The sequence below is a fragment of the Cohnella hongkongensis genome, from assembly GCF_042654645.1.
GTDB lineage: Bacteria > Bacillota > Bacilli > Paenibacillales > Paenibacillaceae > Cohnella > Cohnella hongkongensis.
Genome location: NZ_JBHSEP010000015.1, coordinates 117329 through 134840, shown reverse-complemented (window position 1 = coordinate 134840; position 17512 = coordinate 117329). Strand labels below are relative to the sequence as shown.

General features: G+C 56.1%; 16 protein-coding genes. 13 read left to right on the top strand and 3 right to left on the bottom strand.

The genetic code is table 11. The features are described 5' to 3' along the window. Positions 1–133 precede the first annotated feature (133 nt). The 8 genes from melA (at position 134) to ACFO3S_RS19035 (ending at position 8786) form a co-directional block, all read left to right on the top strand. Positions 134–1459 (top strand): alpha-glucosidase/alpha-galactosidase, encoded by a 1326-nt coding sequence (gene melA, locus ACFO3S_RS19070; protein ID WP_378099352.1) that lies wholly within the window; start codon positions 134–136, stop codon positions 1457–1459. Positions 1460–1488: 29 nt separating this feature from the next. Then, the gene (locus ACFO3S_RS19065) at positions 1489–2760 is read left to right on the top strand and encodes an ABC transporter substrate-binding protein (protein ID WP_378099350.1); all 1272 of its coding nucleotides are present in this window, start codon (positions 1489–1491) and stop codon (positions 2758–2760) included. A 143-nt stretch (positions 2761–2903) separates the two neighbouring features. Further along, complete coding sequence (locus ACFO3S_RS19060; protein ID WP_378099378.1) at positions 2904–3746, top strand: carbohydrate ABC transporter permease; 843 nt, start codon at positions 2904–2906, stop codon at positions 3744–3746. Next, on the top strand, positions 3743–4552 hold the full coding sequence (locus ACFO3S_RS19055; protein WP_378099348.1) for a carbohydrate ABC transporter permease: 810 nt from the start codon (positions 3743–3745) through the stop codon (positions 4550–4552). The genes ACFO3S_RS19060 and ACFO3S_RS19055 overlap by 4 nt, the downstream gene beginning before the upstream one ends. A gap of 153 nt (positions 4553–4705) precedes the next feature. Further along, positions 4706–5773, top strand: coding sequence for a DUF3048 domain-containing protein (locus ACFO3S_RS19050; protein WP_378099346.1), 1068 nt, complete (start codon positions 4706–4708; stop codon positions 5771–5773). Between the two features lie 314 nt (positions 5774–6087). Continuing rightward, complete coding sequence (locus ACFO3S_RS19045) at positions 6088–6702, top strand: DUF47 domain-containing protein (RefSeq protein WP_378099344.1); 615 nt, start codon at positions 6088–6090, stop codon at positions 6700–6702. Between the two features lie 30 nt (positions 6703–6732). Next, positions 6733–7734 carry an inorganic phosphate transporter gene (locus ACFO3S_RS19040; protein WP_378099342.1) on the top strand — a complete coding sequence of 334 codons (1002 nt, stop codon included), beginning with the start codon at positions 6733–6735 and terminating at the stop codon, positions 7732–7734. A gap of 107 nt (positions 7735–7841) precedes the next feature. After that, positions 7842–8786, top strand: a complete 945-nt coding sequence (locus ACFO3S_RS19035) for a DUF1861 family protein (RefSeq protein ID WP_378099340.1) — start codon at positions 7842–7844, stop codon at positions 8784–8786. A 58-nt stretch (positions 8787–8844) separates the two neighbouring features. Here the strand turns inward: ACFO3S_RS19035 and ACFO3S_RS19030 are convergent, their stop codons facing one another. Beyond that, on the bottom strand, positions 8845–9264 hold the full coding sequence (locus tag ACFO3S_RS19030) for an aminotransferase (RefSeq protein ID WP_378099338.1): 420 nt from the start codon (positions 9262–9264) through the stop codon (positions 8845–8847). A gap of 230 nt (positions 9265–9494) precedes the next feature. On the opposite strand from ACFO3S_RS19030, the gene ACFO3S_RS19025 reads away from it, so the two are divergent. Continuing rightward, positions 9495–9818 carry a YerC/YecD family TrpR-related protein gene (locus tag ACFO3S_RS19025; RefSeq protein WP_378099337.1) on the top strand — a complete coding sequence of 108 codons (324 nt, stop codon included), beginning with the start codon at positions 9495–9497 and terminating at the stop codon, positions 9816–9818. 197 nt (positions 9819–10015) lie between these two features. Here ACFO3S_RS19025 and ACFO3S_RS19020 read toward each other — a convergent pair whose 3' ends face one another. After that, positions 10016–11185 carry a hypothetical protein gene (locus tag ACFO3S_RS19020; RefSeq protein WP_378099335.1) on the bottom strand — a complete coding sequence of 390 codons (1170 nt, stop codon included), beginning with the start codon at positions 11183–11185 and terminating at the stop codon, positions 10016–10018. Then, positions 11182–11706, bottom strand: a complete 525-nt coding sequence (locus ACFO3S_RS19015) for an RNA polymerase sigma factor (RefSeq protein WP_378099333.1) — start codon at positions 11704–11706, stop codon at positions 11182–11184. Before ACFO3S_RS19015 ends, ACFO3S_RS19020 begins: the two co-directional genes overlap by 4 nt. 178 nt (positions 11707–11884) lie before the next feature. Between ACFO3S_RS19015 and ACFO3S_RS19010 the strand changes: the two genes are divergently transcribed. From ACFO3S_RS19010 to ACFO3S_RS18995, 4 genes are all read left to right on the top strand, one after another. Next, positions 11885–13717: a cache domain-containing sensor histidine kinase gene (locus tag ACFO3S_RS19010; RefSeq protein ID WP_378099332.1), complete on the top strand. Its 1833-nt coding sequence runs from the start codon at positions 11885–11887 to the stop codon at positions 13715–13717. Next, positions 13695–15311 (top strand): helix-turn-helix domain-containing protein, encoded by a 1617-nt coding sequence (locus tag ACFO3S_RS19005; protein ID WP_378099330.1) that lies wholly within the window; start codon positions 13695–13697, stop codon positions 15309–15311. Before ACFO3S_RS19010 ends, ACFO3S_RS19005 begins: the two co-directional genes overlap by 23 nt. 213 nt (positions 15312–15524) lie before the next feature. Beyond that, positions 15525–16520 (top strand): ABC transporter permease, encoded by a 996-nt coding sequence (locus ACFO3S_RS19000; protein ID WP_378099329.1) that lies wholly within the window; start codon positions 15525–15527, stop codon positions 16518–16520. A gap of 21 nt (positions 16521–16541) precedes the next feature. Then, a complete protein-coding gene (locus tag ACFO3S_RS18995) occupies positions 16542–17474 on the top strand; it encodes a carbohydrate ABC transporter permease (RefSeq protein ID WP_378099327.1) in 933 nt (310 codons plus the stop codon). The last annotated feature ends 38 nt before the right edge of the window (positions 17475–17512 follow it).

The window sequence follows — 17512 nt, the reverse complement described above, 5'->3', positions numbered from 1 at the left end:
AAAAGCGGGGGTGGGAATGGCGGCGGAGAAATCGGAGCTCAAGCTATCGGAGAGTGCGCAGGATCGTTCAAATTTGTAATCGGTTTCATTGTTGGAACATTCGTGTAACCCCACATCAAAGGAGCTTTTGACCATGCCTAAAATCACTTTTATCGGCGCGGGAAGCGCTGTGTTCACCCGAAACTTGTTAGGAGACCTTCTGACCTATCCCGAATTGGACGGTTCCGAGGTTTGCTTGATGGACATCGACGCCAAGAGGCTGGACAAAGTTAAAAAGCTGGCCGAGAAAATGGTCAGGCAGGAAAAGTCGAATATTTCCATCGCGGCTACGACCGACCGCAGGGAAGCTCTGAACAAAGCGGACTATGTACTGATTACAATCCAAGTCGGCGGTCTGGAAGCTTATGAACTCGATATCGAGATCCCGCGGAAATACGGGGTGGAACAGTGCGTCGGCGACACCGTCGGTCCGGGCGGCGTGTTCCGGGGCATGCGCCACTTGGCGGTCATCTCCGAGATCTACAAGGAATTGGAGGAGCTCAGCCCGAACGCCTTGGTCCTGCAATATACGAATCCGATGGCGATCTTGACGGGCGCGATGAACAGGCTGTCGCCTATCCAAACCATCGGTCTATGCCATAGCGTGCAGAAAACCTCCAGGGCGCTTGCCGAGTATATTAACATTCCTTATGAAGAGGTCACGTTCTGGGTCGCCGGCATTAACCACGTTTCCTGGTTCCTGAAATTCGATTGGAACAGGAAGGATGCGTACCCGCTGCTATTCGAAAAGCTTAACGATCCTTCGATTTACGGCCAGGATCCCGTCAGATTCGACATGATGAAGAATTTCGGTTACTATCCGACCGAATCCAGCAGCCACGGCTCGGAATATTATCCTTATTTCCGCAAAAGGCCGGATCTGCTGGAGAAGCTGGTCGCGAAATTCACGGACGGCAGGGAGCAGGAATTCGATTTCGGAAGAACGGGCGGCTATCTGCGGGATTGCCAGCTTGAACTGAAAAACTACTACACCGATATCGAGAAGCAATTGCAGGAGAACGAACGTATTCCGGTAAGTCGTTCGCTCGAATACGGCGTGGAAATCATCCATTCCCTGGAGACCAACACCGTGAGAAGAATTAACGGCAATGTGATGAATCAGGGCTTGATTCCGAATCTCCCGCATAACTGCTGCGTCGAGGTGCCTTGCCTCGTCGATACGACGGGCATCCATCCTTGTCACGTCGGCGAACTGCCGGAACAGCTTGCCGCATTGATTCGCACGAACGTAAACGTACAGCAGCTGGCCATCGAGGCGCATATCCGTAAAGATCGCGATCTGATCTATCAAGCCGTGAAGATGGATCCATTGACGAGCGCTTGCTGTTCGTTGGACGAGATCGACGGCCTGGTCACCGAAATGTTCGAAGCCCAGAAACAATGGCTGCCGCAGTTTTAAGGATGTTTTAACTACAGGGGGGTTAATCTATGAAGCGTATCGCTATATCTTTCATCGTCGCGGCTCTTGTCGTGACGGCGGGGTGCAGCAAGGCGAATTCGGGCGACAACGGGGGCTCCAACGATGGGGGAAAAACCGTTAATCTGACCGTCTTGAGCCTCATGTCGAGCCAAGTCGAGAAAGACGCGTACACGGAAGTCGTTCAACAATTCGAAGCTCAGAACCCGAACATTAAAGTCGATCTCCAGTTTCCCGGGGCCGAGTACGAGAACCTTATGAAGGTCAGAATGTCTTCCGGAGACCTGCCGGATATCTTCGACACGCACGGGTGGGCTAAAGTCAGATACGGCGACTATCTGGAGGATCTGAGAAGCGAGCCGTGGGCTTCGAAATTACTGCCCTCGATCGAGCCCTACGTTACGGACGAAGAGGGGAAGGTTTACGCTTTGCCGTTGAATCAATCCAAGGACGGCATCGTGTACAACGAGGATATCTTAAAGCAATACGATATCGCCGTTCCCGAAACGCATGCAGAGTTGATGGATGCCGCGAGAGAGATCAAGGAACGAAGCGGCGGAGAAATCACTCCCTTCCATTTCGCCGGACTGGACAATTATACGTTAGGGTATTGGTTTATTTTCATGGCGAACCCGTTATTGATTTCACCCGCGGATAATTTCCAGCAGGACTTTAAGGACAAGAAGTTCGAATGGTCCAACTGGACGTTCTTGCCCGAGACGTTCGCTCAAATGCACAAGGAAGGCTTGTCGAACGTGGACCTGCTTACGGCCAAGCAATCCGATACGACGCAGCAGTTCGCCCAAGGAAAGGTAGCTTTCGTCGTCGCGCCTCCGCTTGTTCTGTCCACCGCAAGATCGATCAACCCGGAATTAAACGCGGGGCTGATGCCGATTCCGGCGATCGTCGAAGGAGACGGTCCTTCCTTCTCCGGAGGCGAGCGCAATACGATGGGAGTTTGGAAGGACACGCCCCATAAGGATGAGGCGAAGAAGCTTCTGGAATTCGTCGCCCAAACCGAAAATCTTAAAAAGTTATCCGAGGCCACAAGCCTTCTTCCGGGAATCCAGGACGTGGAGGCGGATTTATATTTAAGCCCCTATCTGGACAAGTACAAGGACGTGCGGGTATTCCCTTACTTCGATCGCGAATGGCTGCCTAACGGAATGTTCGATCCGATGTGCAAGCTGGGAGAAGATTTGATCGCGGGGGGAATCACGCCCGAGCAATACTCCGAGAAAATGGCGGAAGAATATGAAAGGCTTCTAAAGCAGGAACAATAATCTGGATGGTTTTCCCGCGATAAGTTCGACGAGCTGTCGACAGCCGTCGAACTTATCGCCTTAAACCTCGGGGAGGGAAGGTTGGGAATATCGTGAGGAATCGCAGAAATTTATTTGGCCCTAATTCTACCCTGGCCGTTAATATGATGTATGTGCCCGCGCTTATTTTGTTTGTCATCTTTATTTTTTATCCCTTTTTTAAGGGGCTCCAACTGTCTCTAACGAACTGGAATGGATTCTCGCCCCGTTTCGAGTGGATAGGCCTGGACAATTATAAGAGAATGATCCAGGACAGGAATACTTGGCTTATTATCAAGAACACGTTGATATTCGGCGCAGGGAGCACGATTCTGCAAAACGTGATCGGCTTTTTTTATGCTTTATTGCTCAATCAGGGGATTCGTACCAAAGAGTATACCAGAATGATCGTTTATCTCCCGGTCATTATCAGCCCGTTGATCATGGGATATATATGGTACTATATTTTCCGCTACAACGGCGGAGCCGCAAACGACCTGTTTTTGCTTTTTTCGGACACGAAGTTAAACTTGCTGGCAAACCCTCAATTAAATGTATGGATCATCACGCTTGTCAACACGTACCAATTTCTCGGCATTTCGATGATCATTTATTTGGCCGGATTACAATCGATATCCAAAGAGTATTACGAAGCGGCCGAAATCGACGGCGCGTCCAAATCCAAACAATTAGCGCATGTGGTCATCCCTTTGTTGACGCCCGCGATCACGATCAGCGTCATGATTAACTTAATTCTGGGGTTGAAGCTATTCGATGTCATTATCGCCTTGACGAACGGCGGTCCCGGCTATGCTTCCCAATCCTTATCGACAATGATGTACCAACTGTACTTTGCCAAACAGGATGCCGGCTACGCTTCGTCTCTGGGAATATTGCTATTCGTGCTGATTTCGGTTATCAGCTTTGCGATTCTTCGTTTCTTGAAAAGTAAGGAGGTACACGCTTGAAGACTAGAGGGCTGACCTTCCTTTCCTTGGCGATATGCATCGTTCATATTATTCCGTTCTACATTCTTATCACGAGCTCGTTTAAGAAGGCCGACGACTACAGCTCGAGCTGGTCTGTTCCGGGTTACGTGTTTCTCGACAATTTCACGAACGCATGGGAACATGCCAATCTGGGAAGGGTGTTCTTCAACAATATCGTCATAACGGCTTTAGCCGTCATCTTGTTGGTGCTTCTTGGCTCGATCGCTTCCTATCCCTTAGCGCGTTATCCGACAAAATTCAATAAGAAAATTTACGTTATTTTTGTATCCGCTTTAATTGTGCCTCCGCTGAGCATACTGGTGCCGCTTTATAACATTATGGTGGACATGGGCGGCATGAATACGTTCTGGGGGGTTATTCTGCTTCATGTCACCTTTCAGCTCCCGATAACCATCTTTTTCTATACCGGGTTTATCAGCACGATCCCTCGCGAACTGGACGAGGCGGCGATGTTGGACGGAGCCGGGCGAGCGGAGCTTTTCTTCAGAATCATCATGCCGTTATTAAAGCCGGTCACGTCTTCGAGCATTATCATTACGGGGGTTTGGATTTGGAACGATTATCAATTTTCGGTATTTTTCCTGCAGAGCTCTAAAGTGCATAATATTACCGTCGCTTTGTCCCAGTTTTTCGCCCAGTATAACAGCAATATCGGATGGGTAGCGGCTGGCGCGCTGCTCGGAATGCTGCCAATGGTCGCGGTTTTCTTGTTTTTGCAAAAGTATTTTATTCAAGGCTTGTCCTCGGGAGCTGTAAAAGGGTAATCGGCTGAAAGCCGACAGGGCGAGGGCGCTTCGCGAGCCATTTTATTCGCTTTTTTCCGCTCCTTTGTCGAAAAAGGGAAGCGCGGCTCTTTTTCCCGATGTGCTCTATATGGTTTAATGATAGAGTACATATACGCGAAAGGGAGAATGAGCATGACGCAACGAATGCGAATCGCGATAGGGCTCGCGCTGGCCGCGGCGATCGTAGGGTTGACCGCCTGCGGAGGAAGCAAGGAGACGAAAGCGCCCCCGGTCGAGACTCCGCTGCCGTCCGCAAGCGCTTCCGGTTCTCCGAGCGACTCGCCGTCCCCGACCCCCTCTTTTCTGGCCCCGCTAACGGGAATGCCGGCGGAGAGGGAAGTGACGAACCGGCCGTTCTCGGTCATGATCAACAACCTTGCGCCGGCCAGGCCGCAATCGGGCATGACCCAGGCCGACGTCGTATGGGAGCTGCTGGCCGAAGGGGGCATCACGCGCTTTGTCGCGGTATTCCAGAGCAAGGAGTTTACCGATCCGATCGGGCCGATCCGCAGCATTCGTCCTTATTATATTCAGGTTGGCGAGTTCTACGGCGGAGTGCTCGTCCATGCCGGAGCGAGCAACGACGGGTTCGCCATTCTTCAGAAGCAGAAAAAGGAGCACCTGGACGAAATTACGAATGCGGGCGCCTACTTCTACCGCGACAAGTCCCGCAAGATGCCGCACAACGTCTACTCGACGCTGGAGCAGCTTCGTCAGGGAGCGGAGAAGCGGAATTACGGCAGCGCGGCGAACGTGCCGGCCATGACGTTCAGCGACCATCCGCCGGCGTTGTCTGCGGCCGAGGCTGCTGAGAAAATCGACATCAAGTTTCTGCTGTCCAGCTACAAGGTCTCGTACGCTTACGACGGCGTCTCAGGCCTGTACAAGCGCTCGATCAACGACGAGCCTCACATGGACAAAAACAACGACGAGCAGCTGACGGCGGCGAATCTGGTCGTGCTGTCCGCCAAGCACGATATTCAGGACGACGTCGGACGGCTGGCGGTGGACCTGGACCGGGGCGGAGAAGCGATTCTGTTCCAGCAGGGCAAGGCGATTGCCTGCCAATGGGAGCGAAGGGAAGGCGACGTCATTCGGCTTGTGAAGGACGGTCAGGAGCTGCCCTTCGTCCCGGGCGTGACGTACTACCACGTCGTTCCGACCTCCAGTCCGCTGGACAAGCACGTGACCTATCAGTAATCTGCAGGACCAGAACCTCGATTTCCGTCGAAGGACGGAGACGAGGTTCTTTTTCTTTTTCCCGGGCATCATCGGCGCGCATAGAAGCGGCTCGGCTAGGGGAAGGCTAGTCAAGCCAGCTGCATACCTGCGGAACAATCGCGGCTGCTCCAGCAAAGGCTTTTACTGGAATAAAAAAAATGAAAAGTGTCGAAAGTAAGCTGTACCATGCTCGTCCGGCATGTGATAAAATAATTAGGTTAACGCAACGTTATCGCAATATTAACGGAGTGTAAACTTTTGCCAGGTACATACAGGGGAAAGAAGGGCTATCCGTGTTTCGGAAAAAGGACATTTTTTTTAAGACGCTGCAGGAAATGTCGGATATTATCGTAGAGACGGTCGAGCATTTTACAGCCGCGGTTAACGGAGATTTTCCCGACGTCACCGCGTTCGCCAGGGAAATGAAGGAGTTCGAGCATAAGGGAGACAAGTGCACGCACATTATTCTTACCGAGCTGAATAAAACCTTCATCACGCCGATCGAGCGGGAAGATATTATGGAGCTGATCAAAAAGCTGGACGACGTGCTGGACGGCATCGAAGCTTGCGCTTCCCGCTTCGAGATGTACCAGATTACGAAGGCCGATCCGTACATCCGGAAGTTCGGCGATTGTCTGAAGCGGAGCGCGAAAGAAATCCAGTCGGCCATCTATCTGCTCAGCCAGAAGAAGCTGCTGGCGATCCAGCCTCACTGCGTTAACATCAACGAGTTGGAGAACGAGGGCGACGATCTGATGCGTCAAGGGATCAAAAACTTGTTCATGAACGCCACCGATCCGATAGAGCTTATCAAGCACAAGGAAATCTACGAGCGGCTCGAGCAGACAACGGATTCCTGCGAAGACGTCGCGAACACGCTTCAATCCATCATTATGCGCAATTCTTGATCGGCGCAAGCGGGGACGGAATAGAATATCATGGATTATATTATGTGGTTGGTTGTCATTATAGTCGTTCTTGCGCTCGGCTTCGATTTTATTAACGGGTTTCACGACACAGCCAACGCGATCGCTACTTCGGTATCCACCCGGGCGTTAACGCCTCGGCGGGCGATTATTCTAGCGTCGGTCATGAACCTGGTCGGAGCGCTAAGCTTCACGGGAGTGGCCAAGACGATCGGGGGCAAGATTACCGATCCATTCCAGCTCGAGCACGGGCTTACCGTCGTAATAGCGACGCTCGTCGCGGCCATCGCCTGGAACTTGATTACCTGGTGGTTCGGGATCCCTTCCTCGTCTTCCCATGCGCTGATCGGAGCGCTGGCGGGGGCGGCCGTCGCCTCCGAAGGCTGGAGCGGCATTAACTATTCGGGATTCTCTTCCATTCTTCAAGGCCTTATATTATCTCCGCTGATCGCTTTCGCGCTGGGCTTCTGCATCATGTTTATACTGAAGCACATTTTCGCGAACACCAGTCCTCATCATGTCAATAAAGTGTTCCGGGGCGGCCAGGTGATGACGGCGGCATTCCAGGCGTTCACCCACGGCACGAACGACGCGCAGAAGGCGATGGGGATCATCACGATGGCGCTCGTGGCGGCGAATCTTCAGTCGGATCTGGAGATCGCCCTCTGGGTTAAGCTGTCCGCGGCGTTCGCGATGGCGCTCGGAACTTCGCTTGGCGGATGGAAGATTATCAAGACGATGGGAACGAAGATCTTCAAAATCGGACCGATCAACGGGTTCTCGGCCGACCTCGCTTCCGCTTCGGTCATTCTCGGCGCGACGCTGACTCACTTCCCGGTGAGCACGACCCATGCGATTACTTCGTCGATTCTGGGCGTCGGCTCCGCGAAGAAGTTTTCCAGCGTCAAGTGGAGCATGGCCGGGCGAATCGTCATGACCTGGGTCATTACGATTCCGATCGTCTCCGTGCTGGCCGCCTTGACGTATTACGTGCTTGCCCTGTTCATGCACTGAACCCCGTAATCCGCCGGAACGAGGCGCGGGATGACACCCCTGAACGCCCGAGATTGCTACAATGGAGTGAAGAAGCTGCCATCTCTGTCCAGTCAGGAGGACTCTCCATGCTTGCGTATGCGGAACAGGCGAAACCGACGATCGAATTGTTGGCGGAATTTCTCGCGGGCCAACCGGCATTCGAAGGAGAGAAGCTGGTCTTCTCGGGAGTCGGCAGCCGCGATGTGTACAATATTAGCGCTCCGTTCCTGGACCGGGGAGAGCCGGTCATCGCGGGACGGGTGGAGGATCGCGACAAGGAATCGTCGGAGGTTATGTTTTTCGTCGAACGGCAGGGCGCATGGGTGCCGCGCAGCGGCGCTCCCGTCTTCGCGCTCCAGGATCCGTTCTTCACCTTCGTGGGCGAGGAGCTGGTGTTCGGCGGCGTCGAGGTTAGCTTCGACGCGGACGATCCGCACGTCGTCACTTCATGGCGCACGGTGTTTTACCGCGGCGCTTCCGTCAACGACCTCGTTCCTTTCGCCAAGGGGCCGCTGACGATGAAGGATATTCGCCTGATCGAGCGGGATAACGGCCGGATCGGCGTGTTTACTCGCCCGATGATGGTGGACGGCGCCCGCGCGCTCATCGGGTATACCGAAATCGAGACGTTGGACGATTTGACGGAAGAGGCGATCAACGGAGCGAGGCTGCTCCGCCATCAGTTCCTGCCGGAGGAATGGGGAGGAGCGAACGAAGCCCATCTGCTGAAGGGCGGCTTGATCGGCGTGCTCGGACATATCGCCTGGATGGAGGAGTTCAACATCCGGCACTATTATCCGATGGTGTTCGTCTACAACCCGGACAATCATCGGTATACGCAGATCAAGCTGATCGCGACGCGGGCGATGTTTCCCGACGGACCGGCCAAACGGCCGGATCTGCAGGACGTCATCTTCAGCGGCGGACTTGTCCGCCACGAGGACGGGACCGCCACGCTCTACACGGGAGTCAGCGATGCGGAGGCGCACGCCATCCGCATTCCCGACCCGTTTCTGGAATACGAGCGGTAACAAGAAGAAGAGGCTAATCCCGGGGATAGCCTCTTTTTTTGAATGCGGACGCCGCCGGCTAACGCCGTTTGGCCGGGCGTCTTTTGCGCGCTTTGGCGCGGGGCGCGGGCCGTCTGTTCTTCTTTCTGCGGGCTCTCTTCGCGTTAGCTGTGACGGCCGTGCCTCCTTTGCCGAGGAACAGCTTCAGCATGGGGGTCACCTGCTGCATCGTGGACACGAATTTCTGGACCTTGCCCATCGTGGAGAGAATCCCGTCGATGCCGCCCAGGCGATCGAACATGGTTTTGAGATCGCCGAGGTTGGAGAGGTTGAAGGGGAGCGCGCTTTTGGCTGCGGGGGCGACCGGCGCCTGCATGGGCATGACCGCATCATCTATAACGGCGGGTGGCCCGGAGAACGCGCCGCCGATGCCGGGGAAATCCTGTTGTCCGAACCCCGGCCCCCAACTGTGAACGGAAGGAGATTGCGGATCGGCCATAGAATCACACCTTTCTTCTCGATAGAATATGCCGGGCGGGAGCCTTCGGAATGGACGAATGCCCGATCTCTGATAGATTTTACTTCTGTAATGCGTGAATACGGTGACGCTTGAACTGTTGTGGGCTTCGCAGTACAATGGAACCAATGCGGGATCGATGTGAGGGACGAGTCGACGGCGGCGGTTCGGCTGCCGGACGGCGCATCGGACGGGAGAAAGGATGAGAGCGCATGCAATTGAAGAAGCTGAACGATAAATCGATAGATCAACTGTTCGAGGCGATTCTGACGCTGAAGAGCGTGGAGGAATGCTATGTTTTTTTCGACGATCTGTGCACGGTCAACGAGATTCAATCGCTGTCGCAGCGTCTCGAGGTCGCGCGCATGCTCGGCAAAGGCAATACCTACAACCAGATCGAGACGGAGACGGGAGCGAGCACGGCCACGATCTCCCGCGTGAAGCGGTGTCTGAACTACGGCAACGACGGGTACAAGCTTGCGCTGGAGCGGCTGGGCCGCTTCGGCAGCGACGGCGATTCGGAGAACGGCCATTAAGCTGATTATAGAAGGAGAGGGGCTTCCCGGAAGAGAAGGCGCTCCCTCGCAGGACAGGCTTTTGCTTGTACTGCGGGGGATTCGTCCGACACCGGGAAGCCCCTTGTTTGGTTCGCGCTCGTCCGGCGGCCGATCCTGGCGCTTCCGCGTTCAGGCGTGGCGCCAGGAGGGTCCCCGGAGGTTCTTCGACGGCAGGACTACTCGGGATGATTCTCCAGCAAGACGATTCTGCCGGTAATGACGCCGTGCTCGTCGCGATGGAAGAGCAGCGCTCGATAGCGGCCGTCCTTCCCGCTGCCGGAGAACCGGTCCGAGAATCCGACCTGCCCTTCCCGGAAGAAGTCTTCGGGAGCCGCCTCGACGCTCCAATCGTCATAGGAATAACGGAAATGGCCCGAATCGTCGTAGGTTACTTCCTGGATAGAGTCGGCTATCGTCTCGCCGATCGTCCCGCCGCTGCGCATTCTGGTTCGCAGCTCGGCGATCCAGTCGACCCACGCCTCGTCTTCCGCATCGGCGATTCGTTCGCCGTTGTCCGCCGCCGGCGAGGCGGACGGATTCAGGAGAGCTTCCAAATAGGCCTCCGCCTTGGCGGGATCGGCCTTCGTCCTGTCGAGGGGAAGGTCGAACAGCGCGGACGCGCCCGGGTAATCTTCTCTCGCCCGGCTTTCCCCCGTATTCTCGTCGTAGTCGAACGCCTCGCGGCTGTAGAACGGGCTGCCGCTGCTGATCGCCAAGTAGACCCCCCTGTCCGCGAAAATTTCCACCTGATCGCACGCCAGAAGTCTGTACGCGACGCCGTCTATCACAGTCTCGCTGTAGTGGCCGTTCATCGTGATGATGTTGACCGACCACGGCTTCTGGCCTTTGATCAGCGGCGAGACGAAGAACGGATCCTGGCCGTACTCGGGATCCCGGGTATCCGGCATCGGCCGGCCGTCCTGTCTGGCGATAGAGACGACGGCATAGGTTCTGTCCGGATAGAGTTCCTCCGACGAAGATGGGAATTCGCTGAGGCCCGCTCCCGATACGAGGCCGTGCAGCGTAAACCGATAGTCTCCGGAAGCGACCGATTGGTCGAGCCGGATGGCGTTGTCGCTGTCGAACGCTTCCGCCAACAGCCGGTCTCCCAATCTCTCGGCGACCTCTCTGGCGCCGAACAGCTGAGTCGCCGCATAAGCCGATACGGACAGCACCAGCAGGAAAACGGCGGCCAACAGCGCTGCGGATAATTTTGTGACAGACTTAGGTTTCGTCTGATGCCGCATCCGCATGCGATGCAGGATGCTCATGTTCAGCTTGTCGTCGGGCTTGGCTTCGGAAGCGAGAGCCTGTCCGAGCCAACGCTCCCAGTCCGCGTCCTTCATAGGGAATCGACCTCCAATACTTGTCTCATCGTCATGCGCGCTTTATGCAGCCTGCTCTTCACCGTTCCCGGCGGAATGCTCAGTACGGAAGCAATCTCCTCGACGGTCATATTCGCGGTATAATACAGGTAAAGAGGAAGCTTCAGCTTGTCGTTCAGCCGGTGCGCGGCGGCTTCAATGCTGGCGCGAAGCTCGAGCGACAGCACGGCGTCTTCCGGCGTGGCTTCGCTTGCGAGCGGGCCGGAAGGGGTCGCCGCCTCGTCCAGTTCGGCCATAGGGGCAATTTTTCGTCTCCAGGCGAGCTTGCGGCGATGGTTGCGGTGCAGCCGAATGGCGATCGAGATCAGATACGCCTTGGGATTGCGGGAAGCGTCCATCTTGGGCAGAAGCTCCACGGCTTTCAGACAAGCTTCCTGATACAAGTCGTCCGTATCCTCTTTGTTGCCCGTCAGCCTGTAGCAGAATCCGTAAACCGACTTGCCGTGCAGCCTCACAAGCTCTATCAACTCATCGATATCCAACGAACTTCTCCTTCCTGAATGGCCATTCATCTAACTATTGTCATAACCGGAGATCCGGTTCATTCGCGGCCGGCGAAAAAGGAAGGCCATGAAATCCGATATTGCTAGCATCTGGAAGTGTAGGTTATGCTAGGGTTGGCTCCGGCCTATTCCGCATCGTCGCAATCGGGGGATCGTTATGCGCTTCTGGCAGTCCGTCCGCTTCAAGATCGTCGTCGGTTTTTTTCTGGTGCTCATGCCCATCGTCGCGTTCATTATTTATAATAACCTGTACGCGATCCGCGTCGTGAAGGAGCAGGTGTCATCGCATTACAATATTTTGCTGGCCGAATACGTGCGCAACAATGACAAGAGCATGCTGGAATACTATCACTATCTGATTAATCTGGAGAGGAACCCGGACATTCAGACGCTGCCGCTTCTCGAGCTGACGAGCGACGAGTACACGCTGTCGAAGACCAGGCTGAGAGAGCGCTTGGCGGTGGACTCGATTTTCTACAGCGCGCTCATCGACACGTTCTTCGTCTACCCGAAGAAGTCGGGAGAGCTCGTATACGCGACGCAGTACGTCTACAATTCGCTGGATAAGCTGGACCTGCTGTCGGCCTGGGCGAAGGAAAGCGCGATGAAGGGCGTCCCGGACACGGAGCGGCGGTGGGGGCTGACGAGAATCGCCGGTCAGACGTTCCTGATGAAGACGCACGACCTCGGCTATAACACGATCGCCGGAGCGCTCATTCAGGCGGAAGCGCTGCAGAGCGTCATGAACAACTTCGACGTCGGTCCGGACGGCTCGGCCTTTTTGCTTGACGGCAATGGAAGCGTTATCACCGGTGTCGAGCATCCGACGCTCAAGGACGCCGCCTTCCTGGCGAAGATCCAAAATTTGGCCGGGATCCTGACCGGGCTCGTCTACGACGGCGAATCCTATATCGTGCTATCCCAGCCATCCCAGTATGCGGATATCCGCTATACGCTCATGATGAAGGAATCGCATATTCTTAAAAATCTTCCGTTCTTCCAGAAGGTGCTCAATTTCTGGATGCCGCTCGCGCTGGCGGCCATTCTGTCGATCTATCTGCTGTTCCTGCAGCGGGTCATGTTTCAGCCGTTCGTCCGGCTGATCCGGGGCATGCGCAAGCTGGGGCAGGGCCAGTTCGGCACCCGCCTGCCGGCGCTTGCCGACAGCAGCGAATTCACCTTCCTGGCGGGCACGTTCAACAAAATGGCGGAGCAGATCGAGAGCTTGAAGATCGACGTCTACGAGGAGCAGCTTCGGCTGCAGCGGGCGGAATACAAGCATCTGCAAATCCAGATCAATCCCCATTTCTATATGAACAGCCTGAACATCATATACAACCTGGCCGCGCTGAAGGATTTCAAGACGGTGCAGAAGCTGTCGCTGCATCTGGCCGACTACTTCCGCTTCCTGATGCTCGGGCACCGGACCGTCGTTCGGCTCGAGGACGAAATTCGCCATATCGAGCATTATCTCGAAATCCAGAAGATCCGATATGTCTCGAAGCTGGAATACGACATCGACGTCCCGCCGGAGTATCTCGGCTGGGAGATATCGCCCCTGATGCTGCAGCCCTTCATCGAGAACTGCGTCATTCACGGCCTGAACAAGCGTCCCCAGGACGGGACTCCTTTCCGAATCGCCATCCGCTGCGAGAGCGATGACGAAGAGCCGGGGGAGTACGCGCGGCTCGCGATCGCGGACAACGGTCCGGGATTTCCGGAGGAGCTGCTGGCGGAGTTGAACGAGACCGCTTACGTCTCGCAATCCGTCTCCAATCATCTGGGCATCTGGAACGTCATGCGGCGGTTTAAGCTGCTGTACGGAGGCAAGGGGGATATGGCGTTCGGCAACGGAGAGAAGGGCGGAGCGCTGGTGAAGGTCAGGCTGCCGCGCGAACGGGACCGGTCGTTCGAGATCGAAGAGAAGTCCGCCGCCGCGGCGGCGAAAGAGGGGGAGGAGGAGTTCGATGCTGACGATGCTGGTCGTTGACGACGAGCTTTATGCGCTGAAAGGAATGACGGAAGGAATCGACTGGAGCGATCTGCCGATCGGCGCCGTGCTTGAAGCGGAGAGCGTCGCCGAGGCGAAGCGCCATATGGCGGAGGCAACAATCGACCTGATCATCTCCGATATCGAGATGCCGGAGGCGAGCGGGCTGGAGCTGCTCCGGTACATTCGGGAGACGAGCCCGAATACGCTGACGATTTTCCTGACCGGGCACGCCCGGTTCGAATATGCGCAGGAGGCGCTGCATATGGGCTGCTTCGACTATGTGCTCAAGCCGATCGATCACGAGGTGCTCAAGGGGATCGTCGCCCGCGCGATCGAGGAGGTTCAGCGCCGCCGGGAGCAGGCCGAGTTCGAGCGGACGCTCGACGACTACCGCAGGCAGTGGGTCCGTCAGCTTCCGGTACTGATCGACCGGTTCTGGCGCGAGCTGCTGAACGGACGGATCGGCCTGTCTCCGGAGCGGCTGGATCGGGAGTTCGAGCAGCTGGACATCCCTCTGACGGCCGAGCGGGGGCGCGTGCTGCCGATTCTGCTCAGCGTCGAGCAATGGGACGTCGAGCTGGATTCCAGAGACGAGAGCATTATGGAGTATGCTCTGCGCAAAGCGGCGGCGGAGACGATTCTCGGGGAGCAGGCCGGCGCGGTCGTCCAGGACCCGGGCGAGTTCAGCCTCGTGCTGCTGTATTTGACGGAGGAGGACGCGCCGGATCGCCAGACGCTTCTGAACCGCAGCAGGAAGTTCGTGCAGGCTTGCCGAGACTATTTTCACTGCCGCGTGTCGTGCTATCTGGGCATCCCGGTCCGCCTGATCGACCTGCCCGCCGCCGCGCAGCGGCTGCTGCAGCTCGAACGGGCGAACGTCACCGTATCGCAGACGGTCATCGACGCCGACGGCGGCTGCGAAGAGCTCCAGGGCGGCCAGCCGATCGCGCTGCCTTCGTTCCTGGAATGGGCCACGCTGCTGGACAACGGACGGACGAACGAGCTGCTCGGGGCGATCGAGGCGGCGATCGACCAGTTCCAGCGCGAGGCTGCCGGAAGGGAGACGCTGGAGCTGCTTCGATACGGCTTGCTCCATCTGCTCTATCAGGCGGCCTTCCGCGCGGGCGTGTCGATCCACGAGGCGCTGGATCCGGCCGAGCTGGCCGATCCCCAGGCGGCGAGATCGCCGCAAGCGCTGAAGGCGTGGGCGATCCGATCGGTGCGGACGTGCGCGGAGGCGTTCCAGGACAGGATGAGAGATTCGTCCGCGATCGTCGCGAAGGTTCAGGCCTTCATCCAGGACAATCTGCAGAAGGAGCTGAACCGCGACGATATCGCCCGCTCGGTGTTCCGCAATCCGGCGTACGTCTCCCGGCTGTTCCGCAAGGAGACGGGCCTGTCTCTGACCGATTATATTACGCAGTGCCGAATCGAGAGAGCCAAGCGGCTGCTGGCCGAGACGAACGACAAGATCAGCCGGATCGCCGAGGAGCTGAGCTACGCGCACTTCTCGTATTTCGCCAAGCTGTTCAAGAAGATGACGGGGCTGTCGCCCCAGGAGTACCGCAAGAAGCATCAGATTTTGCGTTGAGCGCATCCCTCGCTTCCGCCCCGGTCCGCCTTCTCCGGCGGAGGGAGGATGCGGGGGATGTTTGATTTCAAGCAGAGACAGGAGCGGATTCGCAGAGAAAGTCACAAGAGTGCTATGTAAGTCACCCCAGTAGATAGAGGCCGGACGCCGCCGCACGATAAAATAGGACCACAAGCAAAGATTGCCAATAAGCAAAAAGGATTGTGATGGGGTATGGAACAAGCCTCCGCAGCGGCGGGCGCTCCGAAACAGCCGATGGTCCGCACGAAGCCGGCCAAGTTGAAGCAGGGACATTTTCGCCGATTCGGCGCCTTCTACATCATGATGGCCCCGACGGTCGTCTTCCTGTTGATCAACAACTACATTCCGATGATCGGCTCGCTGATCGCCTTCAAGAACATCAAGTTTGCCCCCGGCGAAACCTTGTTCGAGAGCTTCCTGAACAGTCCCTGGGTCGGTTGGTTCAACTTCGAATTTCTGTTCAGAACGTCCGACGCCTGGCTGATTACGAGAAACACGGTGCTCTACAACGCGACGTTCATTTTTCTGAACACGGTCATCGGCATCGCCTTCGCCATCATGTTCCATTCGATGAGGAACCGCATGCTGGCCAAGTTCCACCAGACGACGATGTTTCTTCCGTTCTTCCTGTCGATGGTCATCGTCAGCTACCTCGTCTACGCTTTCCTCAACAACGAGCTGGGGCTGATGAACAAGGTCATTCTTCCGCTGTTCGGCGCGAATCCGGTCGAATGGTACAGCGATCCGAAATGGTGGCCGCTCATTCTGCCGCTGGTCAATACGTGGAAGGGGATCGGGTATTACGCGATTATCTTCATGGCGGCGATCATCGGCATCGACGACGAATACTACGAGGCGGCGACGATCGACGGGGCATCCAAGTGGAAGCAGATTACGGCCATCACCGTCCCGCTAATTCGTCCGGTCATTATCGTCATGGTGCTGCTGCAGGTCGGCAGAATTTTCAACGCGGACTTCGGTCTGTTCTGGCAAGTGACCCGCAACGCGGGGGCGATCTACGATACGACGAGAGTTATCGATACTTACGTCTACCAAAGCTTCATTAACGCAGGGGATATCGGGATGTCGTCGGCTGCCGGGCTGTATCAGGCCGTGGTCGGGTTCGTGCTCGTATTCACGGCCAACCTGGTCATCCGCAAAATCAGCAAAGACGACGCCCTGTTCTAGAAAGCATTAGGAGGTTCAATCATGGCACAAGCGGCCGGACAGACCCAGCTCAAGCTGGCCAAGCAAGTCTCGGGCGGCGCGAATATCGCTATCAACACGTTTTTCTGGATCTATACGTTTCTGTGCGTATTTCCTCTGATCGTCGTCATTATCGCTTCCTTCACCGACGAGAATACGATTCTGATCAACGGCTACAGCCTGTTCCCGGAAAAGTGGAGCCTGGACGCCTACGATTTTCTGCTGAAGGATTGGGGAGCGATCGTGGAGTCGTACGGCTTCTCGATTCTGCTCACCGTTCTCGGAACGACGATCAGTCTGGCGATGATGGCGCTGTACGCGTTCCCGATCGCCCGGAAGGACTTCCCGTTTCGCAACTTTTTCTCCTTCTTTATGTTCTTTACGATTTTGTTCAACGGGGGTCTGGTTCCCTTCTATCTCGTCTATACCCAGGGTCTTCACCTGCAGAACACGCTGTTCGTGCTCATGATGCCCTACTTTATTAGCGGCTTTTTCGTTCTGCTCATCCGAACGTTCTTCGCGAACTCGATTCCGAAGGAGCTGTACGAATCGGCGAAGATCGACGGAGCGGGCGAATGGCGCATCTTCTTTACGATCGTACTCCCTCTGTCGCTGCCGGTGCTGGCCACCGTCGGTCTGTTCACGACGCTTAACTATTGGAACGACTGGTTTCTGAGCCTTCTGTTCATTACCGACTCCGAAGCGGTCGTCAGCATTCAGTACCGGATGTACAAGACGCTGCTGGATATCCAATATCTCAGCGCGAACGCGGCGGCCTATTCCGCTCTCGCGGCGAACAACCCGAACTTCACGATGCCGGGCGAGACGGCCCGGATGGCGATGGCCGTCGTCGGAATCGGACCGATCATTTTCGCCTATCCGTTCTTCCAGCGCTATTTTGTAGAGGGATTAACGGTCGGCGCCGTCAAAGGCTAGCGTTAAGGAAAACGCTCAGGAGCGCCCTGGAAAGCGCT

Coding starts and splice junctions, on each gene's coding strand:
- melA (WP_378099352.1), top strand. CDS start 134: ATGCCTAAAATCACTTTTATCGGCGCGGGAAGCGCTGTGTTCACCCGA.
- ACFO3S_RS19065 (WP_378099350.1), top strand. CDS start 1,489: ATGAAGCGTATCGCTATATCTTTCATCGTCGCGGCTCTTGTCGTGACG.
- ACFO3S_RS19060 (WP_378099378.1), top strand. CDS start 2,904: ATGATGTATGTGCCCGCGCTTATTTTGTTTGTCATCTTTATTTTTTAT.
- ACFO3S_RS19050 (WP_378099346.1), top strand. CDS start 4,706: ATGACGCAACGAATGCGAATCGCGATAGGGCTCGCGCTGGCCGCGGCG.
- ACFO3S_RS19040 (WP_378099342.1), top strand. CDS start 6,733: ATGGATTATATTATGTGGTTGGTTGTCATTATAGTCGTTCTTGCGCTC.
- ACFO3S_RS19035 (WP_378099340.1), top strand. CDS start 7,842: ATGCTTGCGTATGCGGAACAGGCGAAACCGACGATCGAATTGTTGGCG.
- ACFO3S_RS19030 (WP_378099338.1), bottom strand. CDS start 9,264: ATGGCCGATCCGCAATCTCCTTCCGTTCACAGTTGGGGGCCGGGGTTC.
- ACFO3S_RS19025 (WP_378099337.1), top strand. CDS start 9,495: ATGCAATTGAAGAAGCTGAACGATAAATCGATAGATCAACTGTTCGAG.
- ACFO3S_RS19020 (WP_378099335.1), bottom strand. CDS start 11,185: ATGAAGGACGCGGACTGGGAGCGTTGGCTCGGACAGGCTCTCGCTTCC.
- ACFO3S_RS19010 (WP_378099332.1), top strand. CDS start 11,885: ATGCGCTTCTGGCAGTCCGTCCGCTTCAAGATCGTCGTCGGTTTTTTT.
- ACFO3S_RS19005 (WP_378099330.1), top strand. CDS start 13,695: ATGCTGACGATGCTGGTCGTTGACGACGAGCTTTATGCGCTGAAAGGA.
- ACFO3S_RS19000 (WP_378099329.1), top strand. CDS start 15,525: ATGGAACAAGCCTCCGCAGCGGCGGGCGCTCCGAAACAGCCGATGGTC.
- ACFO3S_RS18995 (WP_378099327.1), top strand. CDS start 16,542: ATGGCACAAGCGGCCGGACAGACCCAGCTCAAGCTGGCCAAGCAAGTC.